The organism is Leptospira selangorensis (assembly GCF_004769405.1).
In the GTDB taxonomy this organism is placed as follows: Bacteria; Spirochaetota; Leptospiria; order Leptospirales; family Leptospiraceae; genus Leptospira_B; species Leptospira_B selangorensis.
Genome location: NZ_RQES01000001.1, coordinates 122592 through 144507 on the forward strand (window position 1 = coordinate 122592; position 21916 = coordinate 144507).

19 protein-coding genes are annotated in these 21916 nt (G+C 38.7%); 10 read left to right on the forward strand and 9 right to left on the reverse strand.

The genetic code is table 11. The annotated features are described in order from the left end of the window. Positions 1–35: 35 nt before the first annotated feature. On the reverse strand, positions 36–2417 hold the full coding sequence (locus EHO58_RS00645; protein ID WP_135626879.1) for a SpoIIE family protein phosphatase: 2382 nt from the start codon (positions 2415–2417) through the stop codon (positions 36–38). A 221-nt stretch (positions 2418–2638) separates the two neighbouring features. On the opposite strand from EHO58_RS00645, the gene EHO58_RS00650 reads away from it, so the two are divergent. After that, positions 2639–3118: a hypothetical protein gene (locus EHO58_RS00650; protein WP_135626878.1), complete on the forward strand. Its 480-nt coding sequence runs from the start codon at positions 2639–2641 to the stop codon at positions 3116–3118. A 51-nt stretch (positions 3119–3169) separates the two neighbouring features. Here the strand turns inward: EHO58_RS00650 and EHO58_RS00655 are convergent, their stop codons facing one another. The 5 genes from EHO58_RS00655 to EHO58_RS00675 form a co-directional block, all read right to left on the reverse strand. Then, the gene (locus tag EHO58_RS00655; protein WP_135626877.1) at positions 3170–3976 is read right to left on the reverse strand and encodes an acyl-CoA desaturase; all 807 of its coding nucleotides are present in this window, start codon (positions 3974–3976) and stop codon (positions 3170–3172) included. A gap of 179 nt (positions 3977–4155) precedes the next feature. After that, entirely contained in the window at positions 4156–5388 is a 1233-nt protein-coding gene (locus EHO58_RS00660) for an ankyrin repeat domain-containing protein (protein WP_135678007.1), read from the reverse strand. Between the two features lie 77 nt (positions 5389–5465). Further along, the gene (locus EHO58_RS00665) at positions 5466–7172 is read right to left on the reverse strand and encodes a hypothetical protein (RefSeq protein WP_135678009.1); all 1707 of its coding nucleotides are present in this window, start codon (positions 7170–7172) and stop codon (positions 5466–5468) included. Positions 7173–7220: 48 nt separating this feature from the next. Then, the gene (locus EHO58_RS00670; protein WP_135678011.1) at positions 7221–8174 is read right to left on the reverse strand and encodes a P-loop NTPase family protein; all 954 of its coding nucleotides are present in this window, start codon (positions 8172–8174) and stop codon (positions 7221–7223) included. A 2-nt stretch (positions 8175–8176) separates the two neighbouring features. After that, complete coding sequence (locus EHO58_RS00675; protein WP_135626873.1) at positions 8177–10192, reverse strand: protein meaA; 2016 nt, start codon at positions 10190–10192, stop codon at positions 8177–8179. A gap of 108 nt (positions 10193–10300) precedes the next feature. Here EHO58_RS00675 and EHO58_RS00680 point away from each other — a divergent pair, with 108 nt between their 5' ends. The 5 genes from EHO58_RS00680 (at position 10301) to EHO58_RS00700 (ending at position 15047) form a co-directional block, all read left to right on the forward strand. Next, positions 10301–11632 (forward strand): hypothetical protein, encoded by a 1332-nt coding sequence (locus EHO58_RS00680; protein WP_135678013.1) that lies wholly within the window; start codon positions 10301–10303, stop codon positions 11630–11632. Continuing rightward, complete coding sequence (locus EHO58_RS00685) at positions 11629–12309, forward strand: class I SAM-dependent methyltransferase (RefSeq protein ID WP_135626871.1); 681 nt, start codon at positions 11629–11631, stop codon at positions 12307–12309. Before EHO58_RS00680 ends, EHO58_RS00685 begins: the two co-directional genes overlap by 4 nt. 108 nt (positions 12310–12417) lie before the next feature. Further along, positions 12418–12945, forward strand: a complete 528-nt coding sequence (locus tag EHO58_RS00690) for a hypothetical protein (RefSeq protein WP_135626870.1) — start codon at positions 12418–12420, stop codon at positions 12943–12945. Positions 12946–13247: 302 nt separating this feature from the next. After that, positions 13248–14432, forward strand: coding sequence for a sensor histidine kinase (locus tag EHO58_RS00695; protein ID WP_244241022.1), 1185 nt, complete (start codon positions 13248–13250; stop codon positions 14430–14432). Positions 14433–14435: 3 nt separating this feature from the next. Next, positions 14436–15047, forward strand: a complete 612-nt coding sequence (locus tag EHO58_RS00700) for a LuxR C-terminal-related transcriptional regulator (protein WP_135678017.1) — start codon at positions 14436–14438, stop codon at positions 15045–15047. Between the two features lies 1 nt (position 15048). On the opposite strand, the gene EHO58_RS00705 is transcribed toward EHO58_RS00700, so the two are convergent. Continuing rightward, positions 15049–16176 carry an MBL fold metallo-hydrolase gene (locus tag EHO58_RS00705; RefSeq protein WP_135678019.1) on the reverse strand — a complete coding sequence of 376 codons (1128 nt, stop codon included), beginning with the start codon at positions 16174–16176 and terminating at the stop codon, positions 15049–15051. 162 nt (positions 16177–16338) lie between these two features. On the opposite strand from EHO58_RS00705, the gene EHO58_RS00710 reads away from it, so the two are divergent. Then, a complete protein-coding gene (locus EHO58_RS00710; RefSeq protein WP_135678021.1) occupies positions 16339–17238 on the forward strand; it encodes a haloalkane dehalogenase in 900 nt (299 codons plus the stop codon). Positions 17239–17240: 2 nt separating this feature from the next. On the opposite strand, the gene EHO58_RS00715 is transcribed toward EHO58_RS00710, so the two are convergent. Then, positions 17241–17993 carry an enoyl-CoA hydratase/isomerase family protein gene (locus tag EHO58_RS00715; RefSeq protein ID WP_135678023.1) on the reverse strand — a complete coding sequence of 251 codons (753 nt, stop codon included), beginning with the start codon at positions 17991–17993 and terminating at the stop codon, positions 17241–17243. A gap of 119 nt (positions 17994–18112) precedes the next feature. On the opposite strand from EHO58_RS00715, the gene EHO58_RS00720 reads away from it, so the two are divergent. Beyond that, on the forward strand, positions 18113–18589 hold the full coding sequence (locus EHO58_RS00720; protein ID WP_135678025.1) for a hypothetical protein: 477 nt from the start codon (positions 18113–18115) through the stop codon (positions 18587–18589). Here the strand turns inward: EHO58_RS00720 and EHO58_RS00725 are convergent. After that, positions 18586–19974 (reverse strand): OmpP1/FadL family transporter, encoded by a 1389-nt coding sequence (locus tag EHO58_RS00725; RefSeq protein ID WP_135626863.1) that lies wholly within the window; start codon positions 19972–19974, stop codon positions 18586–18588. The genes EHO58_RS00720 and EHO58_RS00725 overlap by 4 nt on opposite strands. 98 nt (positions 19975–20072) lie before the next feature. Here EHO58_RS00725 and EHO58_RS00730 point away from each other — a divergent pair, with 98 nt between their 5' ends. Together EHO58_RS00730 and EHO58_RS00735 are read left to right on the forward strand one after the other, a co-directional pair. Continuing rightward, positions 20073–21197, forward strand: a complete 1125-nt coding sequence (locus tag EHO58_RS00730; RefSeq protein ID WP_100723797.1) for an oxygenase MpaB family protein — start codon at positions 20073–20075, stop codon at positions 21195–21197. Between the two features lie 3 nt (positions 21198–21200). After that, on the forward strand, positions 21201–21881 hold the full coding sequence (locus EHO58_RS00735) for a transmembrane-type terpene cyclase (RefSeq protein WP_135626862.1): 681 nt from the start codon (positions 21201–21203) through the stop codon (positions 21879–21881). The last annotated feature ends 35 nt before the right edge of the window (positions 21882–21916 follow it).

The window sequence follows — 21916 nt, forward strand, 5'->3', positions numbered from 1 at the left end:
TGGACGGATCTAGGTCTCCTAGAAAACGAAAAAAATCAAACCAATGCGGGTTCCGAAGAATTATTTGCCTTAGGATCCGAGTCTGCCAGGATCAATTTTAGAACGGACATAGTAGCCCTAAACTTCATTCGATTTCCGGTAAGTCTGTAAAGAGCCACTAAATGTTTTAGATTCCTAATATTTTCAGGCTCTCTCGATCTAAGTTTTTCTGCGAATTCCAAAGACTTCCAATAATCTTTGGTTTTTCTAAGACAATAGGAAAGATAGAAGATATACTCGTTGTCGAACGGGATCTTAGAAAGATAAGCCTCGGTATATTTTGCACCTTCTTCGAATTCTTTCGCGTTGATACATATCCTGGCCATCTGTTTATAAAGAGCAGGATCTGAATCGTCTATTGCTAATGCTTGTGCAAAAACTTCCTTAGTCTTTTCGGTATTTCCCTTTTTGTATTCTTTGATACCGATCTGTAGAAGCCTATTGTATTCTTCCGAAATTGCTTTTGTGCGAGAAGAAGAAACTTCTGCTTCTTTATAACCGATGCTTAAAAGACTTAGATCGTCTGAAATTTCTCCGGCAGCGCTGATCAATCTTTCTAGATCTTCCAGATTTCCACCGGAAAGTTCTACAAATCTTAAGAATAAGAACTCATCTTCGTTCATCACAGGCTCGGGAGAATTCGGATCATAAAGTAGAATATCATCTCTACCGTCGGATCCTAAGAAGATCTTATCTCCAGCTTCTAGTTTATCCACTCTTACCAATGGTTCTGTGGTGTTTTCTGAGAAACCTAATTTGCGGATAGGGAAGTCGGAATCTAAGAAGCCCGCTTTTGCATCCCTATATAATACCATATTAGGATGTTCTGCATTAATAGAATATAATGCTCCTGTTTCTTCATCCAGAAGGCAAAGTAATGCGGAAACAAGCATCGTACCGTCGAATGTAACGAATACGTTTTGTAATTCCGTATAGCAGTCTTTCAGCCATTTTTCAGGAGTTTTTTTCTGGTTACTTCTGGAGAGTTGGGTCCTTGTTACGATTGCCTTGAATACTGTTCCCATAACAAGTGCACCGCCGGCTCCTTGTATGGATTTACCCATCGCGTCCGAGTTCATGATACTCAGATATTTTTTGCCGTACAATGTGATCTCGCTGATGGAAACTAAGTCTCCACCGATATCCGCTTCTCTCTTTCTAAATACGAAGGTTTTCTTTTGTCTTAAAATACCGCTGATCTTAGTATTTGGACTTTCATATTTAGTAGTAGCAAGAGGACGAAGTAATAGGGAGGTTAGATAATAATCCCCGTCTTGTTTTTCTTTTAACGCTCGAAGATCATCCAGAGTTTCCTGCAATTCTTTAGTCTTCTCTTCCACCTTCTTTTCCAAGAACATTTGGTGGTCTAAAAGATCCTTTTTCATTTCGATAAAAACTTCCGCCATCTCTCCCAATTCGTCGGAACGATTTAAATCCACAATTTTGGATTCGTCCTCGTTCGGGTTTTGCATTGCGAAATTAAGTGCCTTAACTGCGTCTATAATATCCCTGGAAAATCTATAAGATGCGAATAAGATCCCGCCGAAAACCGCGAGGGCGATTAACCCGCAATACAACCAAAGGTTCCTAGTGGATTCGTAAAGTTCGGTTTCATCTATCAAAAGAACGAAATCTAATTTAAGATTACTTAATCCTTGGTTTTCGTAAGGGACCTGAGTGAGATAATAATGTCTTCCTTCCAAAGTGAATCTGGAAATTCCCGATAGGTCCTTCGGCTTTCTATCTCCTAAATATTTGGAGATTGTAGCGTCTGAAAATGAGATCAGTTTATCTTTTTCATAAATGGCAAGATGAACATCTTCTGAACCAGTGATAGTTTGGATAAACTTATCATCCACTACCTGGCCCACCATCATGATCCCGCCGTTTTTCAGTGGGGCAGTGACCCTAAGACCAAGGCCGCTATGACCGATCTCTAAGGTAGAAGCAATTCTACCTTGCAGAGCTTCTTGTACGATCTTCTGCCCGGATTTATCGTCTCCATAATCTGCCGGTCTATGAAATCTAAAGTAAACATGTCCAGTCTTATCATGGATCTCGAAGATAGAAAGACCATACTGAGTCATGATCCCTTTGATATATTCCAGGTTCCCCTGGAGGATACCTCTGTTTCCCAAACCGTTTTCTAAAATGGAAAGAGTCTTTTGGTTTCTTTCAATTTCTTTGAGAAGAAGTCGGATCACTTCTTCCTTATGTTTGAGTTCCTTCCTGAACTCCAGGGAGCGGTCTAATGCTCTTTTGTCCTGAGGTTCATTTTTAACTTGGTCGATCATTTGGATGAATGTGATCGCAAGAATGAGTACTAATAGAAGCTGACTTGCTCCCAGAATGAGAAAAATTTTTTGTCTAAAGCTCATAAATTGTTCCGGAAATGGAATCTCCCTAGATCGGGAAGGCGCGCTTTGTATTTTTAGCCTTTTTCTCTTCTTTAAAAAAGAGACCCAAAACTTACACTGGGAAGATCCCATTCGTACTAAGGTTTCGTGAAATTCAGGTTACAAAAATGTTCGCCTAATGAGTAGTTAGCCGGTTGTTCTCTCTGCTTGACCGGAATACGGTCGGTGGAGACCCTAACAAGATGGAAGATCAGGAACCTAAAAAACAGGGATTTCCGTTTCACCCTCTGGAAGACTTCGTATTAGGAGAGGTCCTTGGTCGGACCTTAGTCAAATTAGGACATTCTAAAGAAGACATTGATAAGGCGATTTTATCTCATTTGCCTGTCGGGCAGTCCGAATTCCTTTTTACCCCGAACGCAAAAAAACAACTTCTATTACAAAGTATGCCGGTCGAACTCAGAAGTTTTCTGGAAGCAGGAAAAGAAAAAGAAGTTTTGGACATCTTCCGCAAAACAATCCAGGCAGAAGGTAGACTGGACCTGGCATTGGAACTTTTAGAGTGGATCTTTACGGGTTTTGATAAACAGGAACTAGTCCGTTCCTTATTTTCCTTAGTCTTAAATAATAAAATAGAATTAAGCCCGGAATTTTATCCTCTCTTAATGGAAGAATACGACAAAGAGATGAGAGGGGACTTGGACAGGATTCGAGAAGAATAAAAAAGCCGCCTGTTTCCAAGCGGCTTACAAAACTCACTAAGTTAAAAAATCTTAAGCTACATCAGCCAAAGGAGAAGGTGCCGTACCGGAAAGTTCTTTTCTTCCTTTCTCGGTCCATACCGCTCTCTGGATGGTGATGATTCCCATAAAATGTAGTACCTTCATCACTTGGTAAGTAAGATCCAACTCGAACCAACGGAACGCGAAGTTTGGAGAGTTCGGGTGAGCGTGGTGATTGTTTTGGTATAATTCTCCCATGATCAAGAAGTCCACAGGAAGAGTATTTTTGGAATTGTCCGGATTTTTTGCGTGGTTGCGGTAACCATACATATGTCCACACCAGTTTACCACTGCACCATGAGTTGGTCCCATTAGATAATGGATTGGTAATAAAGCATATAACCAAACTGCGTCTGCAGGAACGAAAGCCATATAGAATAGAGTATAGCCGGTTCCAAAGAATAAACGAATAAACCAAGAATCAGCGAAACGATCGAACCAAGGGATTTCCGGATAATTTCCTTTGAACTCCTTCTCCACTTCTTCTTTACGATCTAAAATGTTTTCATAAACGACTGCGGTGGTCCACATCATATCTAAAAATCCTTTAGAAGCTACAGGAGAATGAGGATCTTTTGCGGTGTCACTGTAAGCATGGTGTCTTCTGTGAAGAATTGCATACGCTCTCGGATTCAAGAATGAAGAACCTTGCACAACAAAAGTAAAGAAATAGAAGAACTTTTCCCAGAAACGGTTCAGTTTGAACATCTGGTGAGCAGAATAACGATGTAAGTAGAACGATTGAACGAAAGCGGCTAAAATCCAGTGTGCCGCAAAAAAACTTAGAATGATTGCCATGGAGGGCTCCCTTTTTTTCTAAATGATACGAGTCATTTTGGGAGGGTAGGTTGCAAAAAATGTGAGGGGGAATTTGAGATTTATAGGCGATTATGGTCTCATTAGAGGGATCCCCCCGCAAAAAAGGCAGATTTTGAGCGACGCCTGCCCGGGACCGGGCGGCTATAATGTAGTACCTTCTACTTTTTTAAATTCGGGATATTCGGTTTCTTAAATGCGGCCCTACTTCTGGTTCCGCCTTCTTTTTCCAAAAACTCAGCGATTTCTTTACGTTCATAAGCGAGAGCCATGGACAGAGGAGTGTAACTTTCTGCCTGAGCATTAATAGATGCCTTTTTACGGACGAGTTCTTTCACTACATTCGGAAGATCGAATACGATCGCAAGATGGATAGGCTTCCATCCTAAATAATCTGCATTTGGATCTGCACCTTTTTCGAGAGACTCCAAGGATTTGTTTTCATTCTTATCATATAGGCTCGAGATCAAGATACGATTTTGTTTTAGTCTCTCTTCTTCTGTTATTTTAGTTTCAGTATCAGTGTTAGAATTTTCGGATCTTAAAATATTAGAAGGATTTCCCGCGAAAGCATAATCATAAACAGGTTTAGAAGCGGGAGGTTTAGTGTGATAATATAAAGAAGATCCGGAAGAACTAGGATGAGAAATTTTAGTCACTTCCTGAGGATTGGTCTGACTGAAATAAACATCCCCATAGTTTTTATTCGTAAATAATAAAGCTAGAATTGTCTGAGCCGTCCAAGGTGCCCAGGTAGCATAATAACCTTTGAATCCTGTCTCCAGAAAAGGAGAAGAATACATAGAGATCCTTTTTTTAGTTTCTTCGTCTCGGATCACTCCCATATCGTAGGCCATATTTCCTGCAGTAAAACAAGCACCTAAAAATAGGACGATTGCACCTGGCGCAGGTTTAAGTCCCGAAGAAATTTGTTCATTGGAAACGAATTCTTTTCCTAAATAAAATCCACCCACCGATCTTTGGTCGTAAGGAGGTTGGTCCAAATTGGTTCCAACTCCATGTCCGGCATATAAAACTATATTCACATTTTGTGATGCTTCTTTAATTCCGGACCATGGATTATTAGGAGGATAAAATTCACTGACAGAGACCCCTCTGTCTTTTAAAACTTTTACAAGACCTTTGATATTATTTACATATTCTCTGGTTTTTGGGCCTTCGTTCCCGTCCACTTCTCCAACTATGGCTACCGCTTTTAAACCTGAACCGGAAATAGTAGGGGAGGGGAGTTCCGCTCTTTTTTTGATCCCGGAGAGATTTTCACCGATTGCGGTTTTTGGATGCGCTTGTTGTGCTGAGAGAGGTTGTAGATTGAAAGAAAATAATAAAAGGACTGAACATCTTAATAGATAGGTTTTATCAATAAATTTCATTCGCAAAACCCTATATGGATTTTACCGGATGTCAAGACAGAAGTAGTAAATATTATGATGAAAATTATAAAGAGAATTTAATCTAAAATCCGGATCGCAGGCAAATTACCGATTTTAAATCTTTCTTTTTCATTCTTGGAAATGAAAGTTTCTAAACGATCTAAAACTTTCAAATTACACATCTCGGAAAAATTCTCGATTTCACCTTCGAAAACTATATATTTGATCTTATATTTTAGAATGTTCTCAATCATCCTAGATTGAAATACTTCATGATGTTCTTTAAATTTATCGGACGGGATTGTAAGGTCGGTGTGAAACCAAAGAGCAGGAAAGAAGGATTGTTTTCCTGATAAGCCCAAGAGGATAGTCATATCACCCAGGTATAAAATATTGTCCGGATTTTTTCGGGAAAAATTTAAAAAAGAATTATAGTCGGAGTATGAGATTTTTTTCTCATAGATAGTCGGTAATTTCCATTTAAGATCAAGATATCCTAAAGAGATCTTTGTCTCCGAATGTTCGTACATCATATCATTTGCCATACGGGTACGATTTACATTAGAATGGAATTCACGGGCTATTAAGAGGGCGAAAATTAGGAATATAAAATAGAAAGGATACTTTGAAGTATTTGTATTTGCCAAACAAATAAATGCAAAGAAAAAGAAGAATTGAATAAATCCGATTTGTGGTTGGTTCTTGCTGACCATTGAATAGAAAATCGCAGAAAAAAAGAACAAACCTCCTAAAACTATTTGAGATAAATATTTTTTCGTATTTATCTGCTCGTTTCTTGCCTTCCAAGCTGTATAAAGAATTACACATACGGAAATTATTAGAAGGTAAAACAGTTTTACCGAATATTTAGAAGGATCGAAGATCAAAATATAATCGAAAAGGAATTTTAGTATAAAAAGTAAAGAGCTTAGGTTTATACCTGCACCTCCATTCGATTGAGAAAGCGCTTGGATCCCTGAAAATCTATCTTGGCCCGTACCTAAAGTGATTTGGAATAAATAGAAGAACTCTTCTTTCCAATCTATTCCGAAAATTAAGTTTATTAAAAGAACAAATGCAAAAATACCGATGATTGTCGCTACGCTATAAAGTAAGAATTTTTTAAGATCCTTCCTTTGTAAGCGGGTCATCAATATAGGAATGCCGAATATAAGCAATGCGGTTGGTATTTGTTTGCTTAAAAACCCTAAAAAGAATGAAACAAAAATCCCAACGATATAGATCCATCTAACGTTTTGTACCGCTAAACTTGTTAGAAATAATGCTAATATCGAAAAGAAAAAAGAATGAGTTTCAATAAACGGAAAACCGACAGGCGGATAAAATAAAATAACGGATAATAAAGAAAGTAGAGTTGATAATAATACATTACCTCCTTCTTTTCGGAACCAGATATAAGAAATCGCTCCTAACAGTCCGTTAAATAAAGAAGAGTGAATTAAATAAGAAATCCAATTCACCCCGAAAATTGAAAAAAAGAAAGCCTGGATTAACGAAGGTGTCGTTCCCGCAGGAGCAGAAAAATCTTTAAAGGGTATTTGCCCGTTTAATATTCTCCATCCGCCATCGAATACTATGGAACCATCCAAAGGTTGAAATCCGATCAAAGCAAAATATAAATTATAAAAAAAACCGAATATAAGGATAAAACATGGAATAAGTATATTTGAAAAGGGAGGGTTCCAGGATTCGATACTAGTATTTGTTTGAAATAATTTCTCTTTTAGAAAATCGATTCGGCTTTGTGCCCAAGAACTCGTCATTTACACTTTTCCTTTGAAATAATCGTATTATCCGGAGGATTGAGAGGATTATTTATAATTTTTTTCGATTTCGATTTTAGCTGATGCTTCTACTTCTTCGAAAGATCCCTTTGGATCGAAATGAGTTTGAGATAGGATATTTAGTCCGAAATTCCCATACTCGGTCTTGATCCATTTTTCGATCTGGACTTTGGTTTCCCCAGATCTTTTAGTATGAGGTTTACTCTTCAAAACAAAATCTAATAGTTCTTGGATCCCTTTTTTGGTTTTTACGCTGGTCAGAAAAATAGGGGGGATACTTCCTCCAGGGACAATATCTCGTAAAAACTCTAGAGTAGTAGAAAGAGTATGGTAACTTGCTCTGGCAAGATTTTCTTCATCACATTTGTTTAATATGAATGCATCGGGGACTTCCATAATCCCACTTTTCATGAATTGGATCTGGTCTCCGCCTAAAGGAACCATGACTAAAAAGGAAAGATCTGCCAGTTTGGAAACTTCTATCTCATTTTGGCCGATCCCTACTGTTTCTACGAATATAAGATCGAAAAAACAACGTAGTAATCGGATCACATGATATGTATAAGGATTCAAACCTCCCAGCTCCAATTGGCTTGGTTGGGATCTGAAAAAAATCCTCTTCTCTCTTACCGGTAGAGAAAGTCTGGTTCTATCTCCGAGTAAAGATCCTCCGCTGATATGACTGGAAGGATCTATGGCGACTACAGCCATTTTTTTGTCAGGTACTGTTTGTAAGAAGTTTGTGGAGATCTCTCCTAAAAGGGAGGATTTTCCTGCTCCGGGAGTTCCTGTAAATCCGATGGTGACTGATTTGTCTCCATTGAAGCCGGAGTTTTCTAACTGTTTGAATAGAACTTTACGAAATTCGAATGAATCCGGTTTTTCCAGTTCGCTGATCAGCTTCGCAAGAGGATATTTTTCCCCTTGGGAAGCTTCTTGGATCAGTTCTTTGAGTTCCTTTTCTGCAAACCGTACGGTCATGCCTAAACGGAAGCTGGGATCTTCGCGGATACGATGTCTATGATACGATCCATTACATCCATTAGATCATAATCTTTAGGTGTGAAAATAGCTTTCACTCCGATGGAATGTAGTTTTTCGAAATCAGGCTGAGGGATAATTCCTCCGAAGACCACAGGTATATCTGCTTTATAATGTTTTAATTCTGCGAATATTTGTTCTGCAAGCTCCACATGGGATCCGGAAAGTATGGATACTCCGATCACATTTGCGTTTTCTTCCACAGCGGATTGTACGATCTCTTCTGGAGTGAGTCTGATCCCTGAATAGATCACATCGAATCCTGCATGTTTTGCGGATACTGCGATCATTTCTGCGCCGTTTGAATGGCCGTCTAACCCAGGTTTACCGACTACTATCTTAGGTCTTGCACCGGTTGCTTTTTGGAATTTCTCTACTTTAGTTCTGACATTAGCAACTTTGTCGGATTCCAAATTGAGTTTTTGTCCTTCTACTCCGGTAGATGGACGATATTCTCCGAATATTTTTCTGAGTGTATCTGCCCATTCTCCAGTAGTCACAAGAGCCTTAGCACATTCTACGGAAGCGAACATCAGGTTCTTTCCGTTTTTAGCGTCGTCTTCCAATCTTGCTAGAGTTTCCGCGACCTTCTTCGCATCTCTTCTTGCTTTTACATCGGAGAGTACTTTGAGAGTTTGTTCTGCGGATTTAGGATCTACTTTGAAAATCCCTCCGTCAGGATCGTTGGTAAGAGGGGAAGGGATCCCGTCTTTCCATTTGTTTTTTCCTACGATGATTAATTCGTCGTTATTGATCTTAGCGAGTCTTTCTGCCTGGGATTTTACGAGTTGGGCTTTCATGTAACCGTTCTCGATCGCTTTAATAGCTCCGCCCATTTCTTTGATCTTTTGGATCTCTTTATTTGCGTTCTCGATCAGATCTTTTACTTTACTTTCTACAACTCTGGAACCTTCGAATAGGTCCGGATATTCGAGTAAGTCTGTTTCGTAAGCGAGTACTTGTTGTAAACGAAGTGACCATTGTTGGTCCCATGGGCGAGGAAGTGAAAGTGCCTCGTTCCAAGCCGGAAGTTGGAGTGCTCTACATCTTGCATCTCTACTTAAGGTGACTCCTAAAGCTTCGATCAAAATTCTCCATGCGTTGTTTTCAGGTTGTTCTTCCGTTAATCCGAGTGAGTTTACTTGGACTCCATAACGGAATCTGCGGTATTTTTCGTTTTTAACCTGATAGATCCCTACAGTGATCTCTTCCCACATATCGGAGAAGGCACGCATCTTGCACATTTCTTCGATGAATCGGATACCTGCGTTTACGAAGAAGGAGATCCTACCAACACATTGTTCGAATTCTTCGTGAGTAAAACAGTTTCTTTCTTTCACTGCATCTAAGATTGCCATCCCTGTTGCGAGTGCGAATGCTAGTTCCTGGACAGGAGTAGCTCCTGCTTCTTGTAAATGGTAAGAACAAATATTGGATGGGTTCCATTTCGGAATTCTTTTCAAACAATATTCATACATATCCACGATGATACGGATAGAATGTTCAGGAGGGAAAATATAGGTCCCGCGAGCCAGATATTCTTTGATTATGTCGTTTTGAGTGGTCCCTTGGAGTTTAGAAACGTCTTCTCCTCTTTCTTCCGCCAAAGCCACATATAGCGAAAGTAACCACATGGAAGTGCCATTGATGGTCATTGAAGTGTTCATTTCTTCGATCGGAATCTGATCGAAGAGGATCCGGAAGTCCTCGAGAGTGTTGATTGGAACTCCTACTTTTCCGATTTCCGGCCTAGCAATTGCGTGATCTGAGCTATAACCGCATTGTGTGGGAAGATCAAAGGCGATGGAAAGGCCTGTTTGACCCTTTGCCAGGTTTTTTCTAAAGAGTTCGTTGGACTCCTTTGCGTTTGTATGACCCGCGTAAGTTCTGAAAATCCAAGCCGGCTCTTTGCTAGGATTTCCGGTCTTATCGTAAAGGATATGGTCTTTTTTTTCCATCTTCTTGCCCTCGGAATATGCCTCTTAGTTTAGTTCAAAATGTGTTGGTATAATTTCACCTAAATTTTTAACGTAGCTCCGAAATACGTAGGAGAAGAATTCCGCCGCATGGACTTGGAAAGAAACAGAAAAGCAAACCCCGCGCTCATTTCACTCTCGACGCTGTTTCTCACCGGTCTTCTGACCCTTCTCTATTCCTGGCACGGCGACCCGTCCAACGGAGAAAGTTTCCGGACATTGGCAGAATTACGTTCTCTTTCGGAGGACGGAAAATTTTTCTCCTTCACCGAACCTCTTCCATTTTTGCTTTTATCTTTTTGGAAATCCGTTTTTGGTTTAAATTATATACCTGCTTATCTCTCTTTTGCGGCATTTGCCTTAAGTTTAGGGATCCATCTTTGCGCATATATCATGGAAAGAGAAACCTGGAAGCTGAATCATTATCTGTTCTGTTATTTAGCTGCGATCAATCCATTCTCCTATTTAGTTCCTTTGAATATGTTGGGAGAATTAGTTAGCTTTGCGTTTTTATTAGTGTTATTTCTTTCCTTCCGAATGGAAACAGTGGTGGATCTTTTGATCTTAGTCTCCTGCACTGTCCTTGGGTTTTTCTCTCATTTCACTTTTTTCCTGATCGGATTTACAATTTTTGTGATCAAGGCTGGAACAGTAGGAATAAGAGAGAAGAAAAAACAACAGTCCGTATTCTTCAAACGAAGAAACCTTCCTAAACTTTTCCTATTCGGGTATCTTTCCGTTCTTGTGCTCGGAATTATTTTATTAGGAAATCTTAATTTTTACGGAGCCCATTCTTTCGGATATATGGGTGGGGCTGTTTGGAGATATCTTTTAGGTTTCGGCTCTTTTATTTTAATTTTGTTTATAGCGAATTTTTTACTACGTTCCGAGAAAGAATTAAATTCTCTTCCTGCTTCTATCGGGATATTTGCGTTAATTGCAGTTTCCGGTTATTTTACGATCCGTCCTATTTTAGGAGTGGATAAAATAAAGTTAAACTCTCTTGCTAAAGACGTAACATCTTTAAAAGGAAGATTGATCGTAGATCAGGACGAAAGGATTTATGTTTCTCCTGAAACTTCCGCCTATCTATATTTTGTTTCTAAACAAAAGACTCATTTTACTTCTTATCCTGAAATAAGAGAGAAAGATTATATTCTTTTATCTGAAGTTTGGGCAGTAGACAGAAAACTTTTACAAAGAGAAGTAAAAGCGAAGAATACTCCTTACCTGTTTTTATCCGGAGAAAGAGTGTTGATCAATGGATTCTTATGGAAAAGAATACAAACGGATCCTAGTTTAAAAACTCTAAAGGCCAGATCCATCGAAGCTAAGTCCGAACTTTCCGACCAAAAAGGTTATGATGATCTGAAAGCATTCTTTATATCTTGGCTCTCTTCTTCCAAGGCTCCTGATGTATGAGTAAAAAACCGCAAGACTCCGATTATATCGCTTACGGAGCTAACGGTCTACCATTCGAAACTTCCTATTGGGACGAAATTTATGGAAGCGGGAAGGACGTAGATGCTTCTTTCAACGCGAAAGAACATGCAAAATATATAAAATCTGTTTTTGATCTAATGCAGGTCCATCCTAGGAGTATTGCAGATTTCGGTTTTGGGAAGGCTCTACTTTTAAAAGAATTTGTAAAAATATTCCAGCCAAATCGCGTATTTGCAGTAGATCCTTCTGAAGATATGATAGATGCCATTGCAAAACAAAAATGGATCCGTTCTTATAATCTTTCTTTTTTACATTCTACTATCCAGGATCTGGAGTTGAAACATATTCATCTTCCTCCATTCACTCTGGGTATTTGTAATTCGGTAGTTCAGTATATTGAAGATAAACATCTTCCTAAGGTTTTTGAAAAACTACATAAGATCACGAATTATCTCTATTTTACGGTTCCTACCAAAAATGATTACACAAGAATGAAGAAGGAAATCTATTTTACGGATCCTTATGCCCATCAAAGATCCAAAAAGTATTACGAAAAACTAATTCGTCCTTATTACAGAAGAGTTGCCTTCAATCTTCTGGAGAGTAGGATCACGAAAGATAGCCCGTTTTGTGACGAGCTGTTCGTGGATGATTGAATTTACTTATAGGCCTAACGTTACATCTGATTATATTCTAAAATACGGATTTATTTTCATTGAAAAAAGAGTTTTCCGAGTGAGCGAGCATATAGTAATTTGCTCTCTATGAAATCCAAAATCTCTGATTATAGATTGTTCTATAATTTTTTTATCATTATTTCTTTTTTAGTTTTATTTTCCTGTAAAACAGCGGATACGAAGCAAGGTCGCTTCAAAAACCTTCCTCCTGATGTTAGTCCTGATAGTCCTGTGAGTTTGCAATATAATGAAGAGCTGGAATCCGACAGTCAATTTCGTTATGTTACTGTTAAAGGCAAAACGTACATGGTAGGTAGCCGAATCCCTACAAATCTGGACGGAGTGAAATTTATCTGTCCGAGATACAATATGGTGATTCCGTTTATAACGGAGCTAAATGAGTTATTTGAAGCAGGAGAATTTAAAGAGGATCATTATAAACTTCCAAATTCACAGGTATGGACTGCTCATAAGCCTACAAAAGAGACCGGCTATTTCCATTTTATCACTTCTAATGGAGGGATTAGCCAATTGGATACCCCTTTAGCGCGAGTGTATTTCGTTTGTGTGAAAGTGGCTCCTAAAGACCTCTTTCCCCAAAATCGACTTAAATAATATAATTTATTCACGAAAGACAGCCCATTTTGTGACGAGCTGTTCGTGGATGATTAGATTCTTGCTCTCTTTGAATATTAAGTTTCGATTATATACTTTTCTTTCGAAAGAAATACACTTCTCCCTTTCGAGACCCTAAAAAGAAAAAAATATCGACGTATGACTTAAGTGCTAAACCAAAAATCGGATTATATGTCGCTAAAACCCTGTAAGAGGTAAATATTCGAATAGAGTTTTATTCTTCGATGGATACCATGTGCCAAAAGATGTCTGCAAATTAGCCCGGAACGAATATAGAAATTGTGAAAGAAAATGAAATAGATAGATTTGTAAGGGAAGAATTCTACTCCCAAAATTATAGGATAGCCTCATATTTTTTCGGGATCGTATGCGCGATCACCATCTGGGGAGCGATCCTGGAATATGTTCGATCCAATTTCCTTCTACTCTATTTGGATCTGATTTCCGCCTTTATCTGTTTGTTCAGTCTAGGAGTGATACGGTTTTACTCCGAAAATTTCTTTAGAAAGAACCTAATCGTATTCGGTGGACTTTTTATTCTATTAGTTTTAGAAGTAGAAACACAGTTCCACGACAACGAATATTATTTTTATGATAATAATATGTGGATCACCAACCAAGTGATCCTGTTTTTGGTAAGCCTGTTCTTTAACGGAAGACCGATCTTCTATACGATCTATTCTTTTTCTGTAGTTGCATTTTATATTCTTAGGATCTTTCCGGAAGGAAGCGGATATTTTTCCGATCGAACTCTGTGGGTGCAGATCAGCAATATGAGCGCACTACAATTGTTTATTTGTTTATGTAATACTTGGTGGTACGGCTATAGAATTGAACATCTGAAGAAGACCAAAAAACTTCAGGAAAGATTATACGACGAAAGAGAGGCGATCACTAGGGACCTTCATGATTACCTAGGAGCAAAAGTAACCGATCTGAATCTTTTAGTTCGTTCTATCCAAGGTTATAAAGACGGAGATACGGATGCGCTTCTCCAGCTAGAAAAATTATCCGAAGATATTTTTAAAGGGATCAGAGAGATCACTGCAAGTATCGCAGATGTTAAGCTGATCTCAGAAGATATCTGGAGTGGGATCAGGGTATTATTATTGAGAAGGTACGGTAACGCGGGAAGAAAAGTTAGATTCACTAGAGAAGGAGAAGAAGATTTCCATATAGATACTGAAAAGGCAGAACAAATATTAGGGATAGTAACGGAGATATGTTCTAACGACCTAAAATACGGTTCGGGCACTTCTCATTGGATCTTTTCTCCTAAAAAAGATTCTATAGAGATATCAATTCGAACCCGCACAAATTTCCAAGAAATGAGAATAGGCTCCAAGGGAAATAAAACCATCCAATTCAGGACCTCTGCTATCGACGGAGAATGGAAAGAAAATTTAGAAAATCGGGATTTTAAAGGATTTCTGGAGATCCCGATCCGTCAATTGCGGAGAATTTGATTCGTGAAATTATACAAAATTGCGATCTTAGAAGACGACCCTGCATTTGCGAGTCAGTGCAAAGAAAGATTAAAAAAAATGAATAGAGTTACTAAGGTAGAAGTTTATAATTCTGCCGAGGAGTTTCCTAATGAGGGAGATGCTCCTTATGACTTAGTGTTCGTAGATGTAGATCTTCCTGGCAAAAGTGGCTTGGATTTTATTTTAGAAAGACACTCGACCGATTCCAAAACAAATTATGCGATTTTATCCGCATTTGAATCCGAAGAAGCATTATTCAAGGCTCTAAAAGCGGGAGCAATAGGATATATATTAAAAAAAGATGTAGGAGATATCCAAGAAAAAGCGGAGATACTTTTAGAAGGGGGAGGGATACTTTCTCCAGGGCTTGCTGCAAGAGTCATCCATTCCTTCCGTAAAACTTCCCAAAAAGAAGTGGAGATATTATCCAATCGAGAAAAGAAAGTGTTGGATATGATCGTAGACGGCAAAAAAACCAAGGAAATTGCGACTTTCTTGGGTACTAAAGAAGGGACAGTAAGAGTCCAGATCAAAAGTATATTCAGAAAATTGCATGTTAATTCCAGATTGGAATTAGTTAGAAAATTTTCTTAAACTATTTTACTTTTTCCCACCAAGATTCGGAAATTAGATCCTTTTGTAAATCCAGCCATTCTCCCGGTTTAGGCGTTGCTAAACGGACCCCATTTTGATCCGCTCCTTGTTTTGTTCTTAAAATAGGTTCATCCCAAGAGTGAATTGCAAGATTGAAAGTTGCCCAATGTACAGGGAGCATCGTTTTGCCTTTTAGATCTAAATGAGCTTGGACTGCACTTTCAGGATTCATATGAATTCCTTCCCAGGTCCAATCATAAGCTCCCACTTTTATAGAAGTCAGATCGAAAGGTCCTAATTTTTTGCCTATCTCGGTGAAATGAGGGGAATAACCTGTATCCCCGCTGTGAAAAAATTTATGTTTAGGTCCGATCAGGCTCCATGAAGACCAGAGTGTGGACTTACCGTTGAAAATACCTCGTCCGGAATAATGAACTGCGGGTGTACAGACAATTTCAATATTCTTAATATTTCCTTTCTCCCACCAATCCAATTCTATGATCTGGTTTTCCGGAATTCCCCAAGATTCCAAATGAGCGCCGATACCTAAGGGCACGAAATATTTTGTACCCTTCTTCGCTAAAAATTGAGCAACACTCATATCTAGATGATCATAATGATCGTGTGAGATTACAACTGCATCTATATTAGGAAGTTCTGATAGTTCTAATGGTAAAGGAAAAAGTCTTCCGGGTCCGATACTTTCGAAAGGAGAAACTTTTCCGGAAAAAACAGGATCGGTGAAGATGCGTATCCCGTCTATTTCAACCAATACGGAAGAATGTCCAAACCAAATCGCTCTTAGTCCGGGTGATACAGGATCTGAAAAAGTTTTTAAGTCGGGTTTTTGAACGGGAATAGGAGCAGGGGGGGTCCTTACCTCCGAACCGAAAAATTGTCTTTTTAAAACTCCTATATAATCTCCGGAGCTAAGCATAGGAACGAACGGATCATTTTCGAACTTACCATCATGGAACATCTTAGAAGTTTTCATTCTTTCCAGTCTAGTTCCGCTAGGGCTTCCTCCGAAGGAACTCAGACAAGCTGTTTGGCATAAAACCAATAAGAATAAACCGAATAGAACGAAAGAAGTGTAAATCGTGACTTTCCGTGCTTTTTTTCCGAACATATAACTCTCTCTGTAGGAGGTCCTACAAGATCTTATTTTCTAATTTTTTAAAATCAGAAAATTTGAGTTAGCCGACTTTTTTGGGAAGAAGTTTGACAAGATTTTTAGAGAAACTATGATCTGGGCCCTTGTATAAATTACATCAGCTCCGGTAGATTTGGTATGCAAACTTATTTAGAAACCCCTTCCGAATGTTTTTCCGACCTAAAGGATTATCCTTTTTCTCCTAATTATATTTCCATAGGGGAATTCAAAATGCATTATGTGGATGAAGGTCCTAAGAATGCAAAAGAAACGCTTTTATTATTACATGGAGAACCGAGTTGGTCTTATCTTTATAGAAAGATGATCCGTCCTTTATCAGAAAAAGGTTATAGAGTGATTGCACCTGATCTGATCGGTTTTGGAAAATCGGATAAGCCTACGGATCTAGAAACTTATACTTATAAAAACCATGTAGACTGGCTTAAAAATTTTATTATCGGTTTAGATTTACAAAATATTACTCTCTTCTGCCAAGATTGGGGAGGTTTATTAGGTTTAAGAGCGGTAGCGGAATTGGATTCTCGGTTTGCAAGAGTATGTGCTGCGAATACTTTTTTACCTACCGGTGATATTCCTCCTAAAGAGGATTTTTTTAAATGGCTTCGTTTTTCCCAAGAAGTCAGTAAACTTCCGGTAGGAAAGATAATCCAAAACGGATGTGTGAGTAAATTGAGTCCTGATATTATTCATGCTTATGATTCTCCTTATCCGGATGAATCTTATAAAGCGGGGGCTCGAAAATTTCCGACTCTTGTTCCTATATCTCCTGATAATCCTGAAACGGAAAGGAATCGTCAGGCTTGGATGTTTTATAAAAATTTCAAAAAACCTTTTATTACAATGTTTAGTGATGGTGATCCTATCACAAAAGGTGGAGATATATTTTTTAGAAGGACCATCCCGGGAGCAAAAGGACAGAAGCATACGGTGATCCAAGGTGCAGGTCATTTCCTTCAGGAAGAGAAGGGTGAATTACTTGCAGAACTTCTCTCTGAATTTATCCGTGACAATCCCTAGATTCAGGCTTTCTGTTTAATCGATTTTGCATATTCCGTAACTATTTTTAAGAAGTTCGGATTTTCTAAAAATTCTTTGAATAGATCGAATTCCTTTTTTAAATTTTCATAAAGATTGCCCTGAAAAAAATTATTCGAGATCTCTTTTTCGGCTCGGATTAGTTTTGGATCCCACTGAGAGAGCTTTTCCAATACTTTTAAACCTTTTGCGATTGGATCGCCTTCCGTTACGATTTCATCTATGATTCCTAATTTTAATGCGTCTTGGGAACGTAGAGGTTCTCCAAGTAATGTAAGAGATAATGCTTTTGTAGGACCAACTTTTCGAGCCAGAGTGGTGATCAAAGGTGGACCTCCGAATCGAATTTCTGGTCGGAATAGGAATGTTTTCTTTTCTGAAAGAATATAATCTCCTGAAAGTGCCAGATCAAAACCTCCAGCAGAACAAAAACCCTTTAATACGCAGACTAGGGGTTTTGGAAAAGAATAAAGCCTATAATGATATTCTAAAATACGGTGTCTGAAAGAACCTAGTTTTGTTTCGACTACTTCTTCTAAATCATAGCCGCTACAGAAGTTTTTGCCGTTTGCTCCTAAAAGTATTCCTCTGATCTTAGGATCTTTTTTAGATTCCGAAAAGACGTTTTCTAATTCGTCTCTAATCCTTATATTCAGCGCATTATTGGATTCAGGACGGTTTAATAATACGATCAGCAATCCATCCTTGTTTTCTACACTCAGATGTTTATAATCCATAGTGAGCTTTGATAAGACTTATTTCTAAAAATTCAAATGAAAATGGATCCTTTTTTTACATAAATTCGGTAACCTTTTTGGTTCGGAGTAGAAACTAAAGGAAATGAAAGGAGCCTGCTATGTTATCTAAGATCCGATTTTTTGCTTTAATTTTAGCCGCACTGACCCTTGGAATGAGATTTGCACATGTGATGGAAGCTGCACCCAAATTGCATTGGGAAGCTGAATTATATTTTCAAGTGCAGACTAGTTTGTATAAATATTTTGCGATCGTTGGTCCTATTGTGCAGATAGGTTCTATTCTTCTTATTTTTACGATTGCTTATCTTTCTAAAGGTACGAAGTCTTTTCGTTATACGATTTTGAGTGCATTCTCCTTTATTTTTTCTTTAGGAGTTTGGTTCTTTTTTGTGGCACCTGCTGCTTCTCAAATCAAAGAATGGACCGTTACTAATACGATCCCGGAACATTGGAATAGTATAAGATCCGCATGGCAATTCGGGCAAGTAGGAGCATTCAGCTTTGATCTGATCGCATTTTGTCTTCTGGTAAGTTCCGTCCTTTTTACAAAAGAAGACTCTATTCAAAAATCTTAATCAAAGGAATAGCTAGCTCCTAATAATATCGCAGGGATATCCGATCTTAATGAATGTTTGAATTCATTTACTCGGATATCATCTTTGGAAAAGACGGCATGGTTGAAGTTCCAATCTGCCGAACCTCCATTATAAACTCTTACCGGAAGATAATATAAAAGTGTAAAATCGAATTTCCATTTTCCGGTAGAATATCCGAATCCACCGGAGACCAGATCTTGGACCATGATACCTGCTTGGAGTGCATTTGTCCCTTCTGATCTTAAAACTCCAGAGTTATGCCTTGCACCTAATCTATAGGTCCAATCGTTTACGATCCATTCTCCTCCGATTCCTAACGCCCAAGAATCATGATAACTTAAATTTTGAGGGATCACATTCGTTTGCCCGAATGCGGTCGGGAAAATTGGAGCGGCCAATGTTTGTTTATAGGTAGAAGTATAAGAAGCATAATTATAATATAATGCATCTACTCCGATCTTGAACGTATCTGTTCCATAAGAAAAACCTAAACCATGTCTTTCTGGGACCGCAAATGTTGCAGAAACTCCGGTACGGCTCGGATAAGAACCGACTTGCATACTTCCGTCCAAGGGAATTTTTGCAGAAGTTTGGTAAGAATAAGCAATTTTTAATGTATCAGTGATCTGATAAGTAGTTCCGAAAATGCCGCCTAGTGCATATGCATTTTTACTTTTATAATCGAAACCTTGGCCGGGAACTTCGATATTTCCCGTAATATCATGAAACTTTTGGTAAGCGATCTGCCTAGAATAAATTCCTTCTATTCCTAGAGCTATTGAAAGTCCGCCGATCTTATAAGAGAGTGCATGTGTGGATTTGACTAGATAAAAAGTAGAAGAATAACTTTCCTGTATTCTTCTGGAATCTCCTATAGGACTAGGGAGTTTCATCCCTGACCAATCGTTCAAACTTTGGCCGTTTGGTGTGATCCTTGTGAGTCCGGAAACTTCTCCATTTCCGCCGCCCGGTATATAAATCCCTCCTCCATATGTCCATTTTTCGCTGATTGGAATTCGGATCGCGAAATAGGGAAGTGGGGCGAGCACGTTATAGGATTCGGAGTTTTCATAAGAAAGATTTGGGTCCGGATCTGAGAACTTGTCTTTGTATACTGTACGGATGTACGGTAAAGAAATTCCGAATTCCAACTCTTTTCGATTTTTGAGACTTAAGTTAGCCGGATTCGTCCCTATGTCCATAGGAGATCCTCCAATTGCTAAATTTACTCCTCCCATACCGCCGTATCTCGCATTATGTGAAGGTTGAAAAAGTCCAACTGCCTCTAGCTTAGGAGTCAGGAAAGAAATTATAGCTAAAAAAAATAAGGAGAATTTTTTACGAACTCTAGATCCAAAAAGCATGTTTCAAGGAATTCGTTACGGTTTTTTTTACAAGTGCTTTCTTTTTAAAATTCAAAATATAAAACTGGCGCATTCCTGAGACAAGGTTAGGCTTTAGAATGAATTCGAGCGAGTTACGCGCATTACGAAAAGAAACTGATCCATTGGCGGATGAAATAGTCACAAAATATTTTACCGAATCCGCTTTTGATCGAGAAAAAACGATGCTATTTTTCGATGCGCTTTCCAGGAATTCGGATCCAATTCCCGCCGGTCTGCCGGACTATCTTGAAAAATATTTTTATGAGACGGAAGACCTTCCTTCTTGGGCGGATAAAAGTAAGATCGCAAAAGGAGAGCAGCTATTCACCCTTTATGGTCCTCAGATCTTAATGATGCTTTGTGTTAAGTCTCTTCCCATGGCGTACTCTTGCGGTGATGGGGCACAGGTACTTTACAAAACTGGAAGATTAATAGAACAGAATGGTGTAATAGACGGAGTTAATCGAAGACTGATGGAAACAACTCAGTTCGTCATCTCTGTTGCTCAAGAAAACGGATTGGGGCCTCAAGGGAAAGGGATCCGCACCGCTCAAAAAGTAAGATTAATGCATGCATCCATAAGATATTTTCTTGGAAAAGGAAAAGATTGGGATCCTGCTTGGGGACAACCGATCAACCAAGAAGATATGGCAGGAACTCTACAGTCTTTTTCAAGTTTAGTGGTAGAAGGTCTTGGTCAGTCCTCTTTAAAACTCAGCCAGGAAGAAAAAGACGCATACATTCATCTATGGAGAGTAGTGGGACATTTTATAGGAGTAAAACCTGAACTTTGTCCGGAAGGATACGATGTCGCCCATTCTTTAGGCGAATCGATATTTAATGATCAACAAAAACCCTCGGATGCAGGCAAGATACTTGCAAAATCTCTGTTGGACTTTATGGAGTATATGCTCCCGGGGAACTTATTCGATAATCTTCCATTATTTTTTCTGCAAACATATATGGGACAAAAAACAAGTGAAGTACTTGGATTAGGATGGCCTCCTAAAAATCCTTTGGGTTATTTTATGGAAAAGATCTTTAAGGATATAGATTCCCATGTAGATGATGATGAAGGTTTCGGAAAGTTAGTCGCTTATTTTGCTTCCAAACTTCTTTTTTCTATGGATCATTTCTATTACGGCGGAAAAAAAGCCAGATTCTGGATCCCGCCTTCATTAAGAGAGAATTGGAGACTATAAAGGATGAGTTTTTGGCAGACTTTAGCAACGGATCCGGAGTATTTCGGACGTTATACGCTTATTGAGAATATTTTCCTGCTATTAGGTGTGGTTTTCTGGGCCTATATGTATGCAGTTCTTCTAATAGAGCCATTTAAGAAAAAATTCGTCGAGATGCCCGTTTTTATCGCCTGCGGGAACATTATTTGGGAATTATTATGGGGCTTCTGCTTTAAAGAGCCTATGGGTGCGATATTACTTTGGGGCTATAGACTCGGATTCGTATTGGACATAGTGATTTTCTATCAAGTGATTCGATTCGGTAAAAAACAAATTTCCTTGCCAATGTCGGACAAGGGATATAAATTCCTTTTGGGCATTTTGGTGGTGTCTTGGGGATTATTGATCTATACTTTCTATAAGGGAGGGTATGATCTTTTTACCGGATCTAATTCTGCTTATATCTTGAGTTTGATCATTTCGGTAATGTATCCGATCCTTTTCTTAAAAACTGGAGATCCGAACATGTTCTCTTATTCGGTTTCTTGGGCTAAATTTTTAGGTAACGGATTTTTTACGATCTTCATCTTTCTATACTTTCCGGATAAGTACTTTGTTCAAGTACTGAGTGGGCTCGGAACAATAGCAGACATTTATTATGTTTGGATCTTTACCCGCCAAAAGTATTCGCCCTCTAAAGTGTGAACTTTAAAAATTAGTTCGGGTGAGGTTTCGGGACC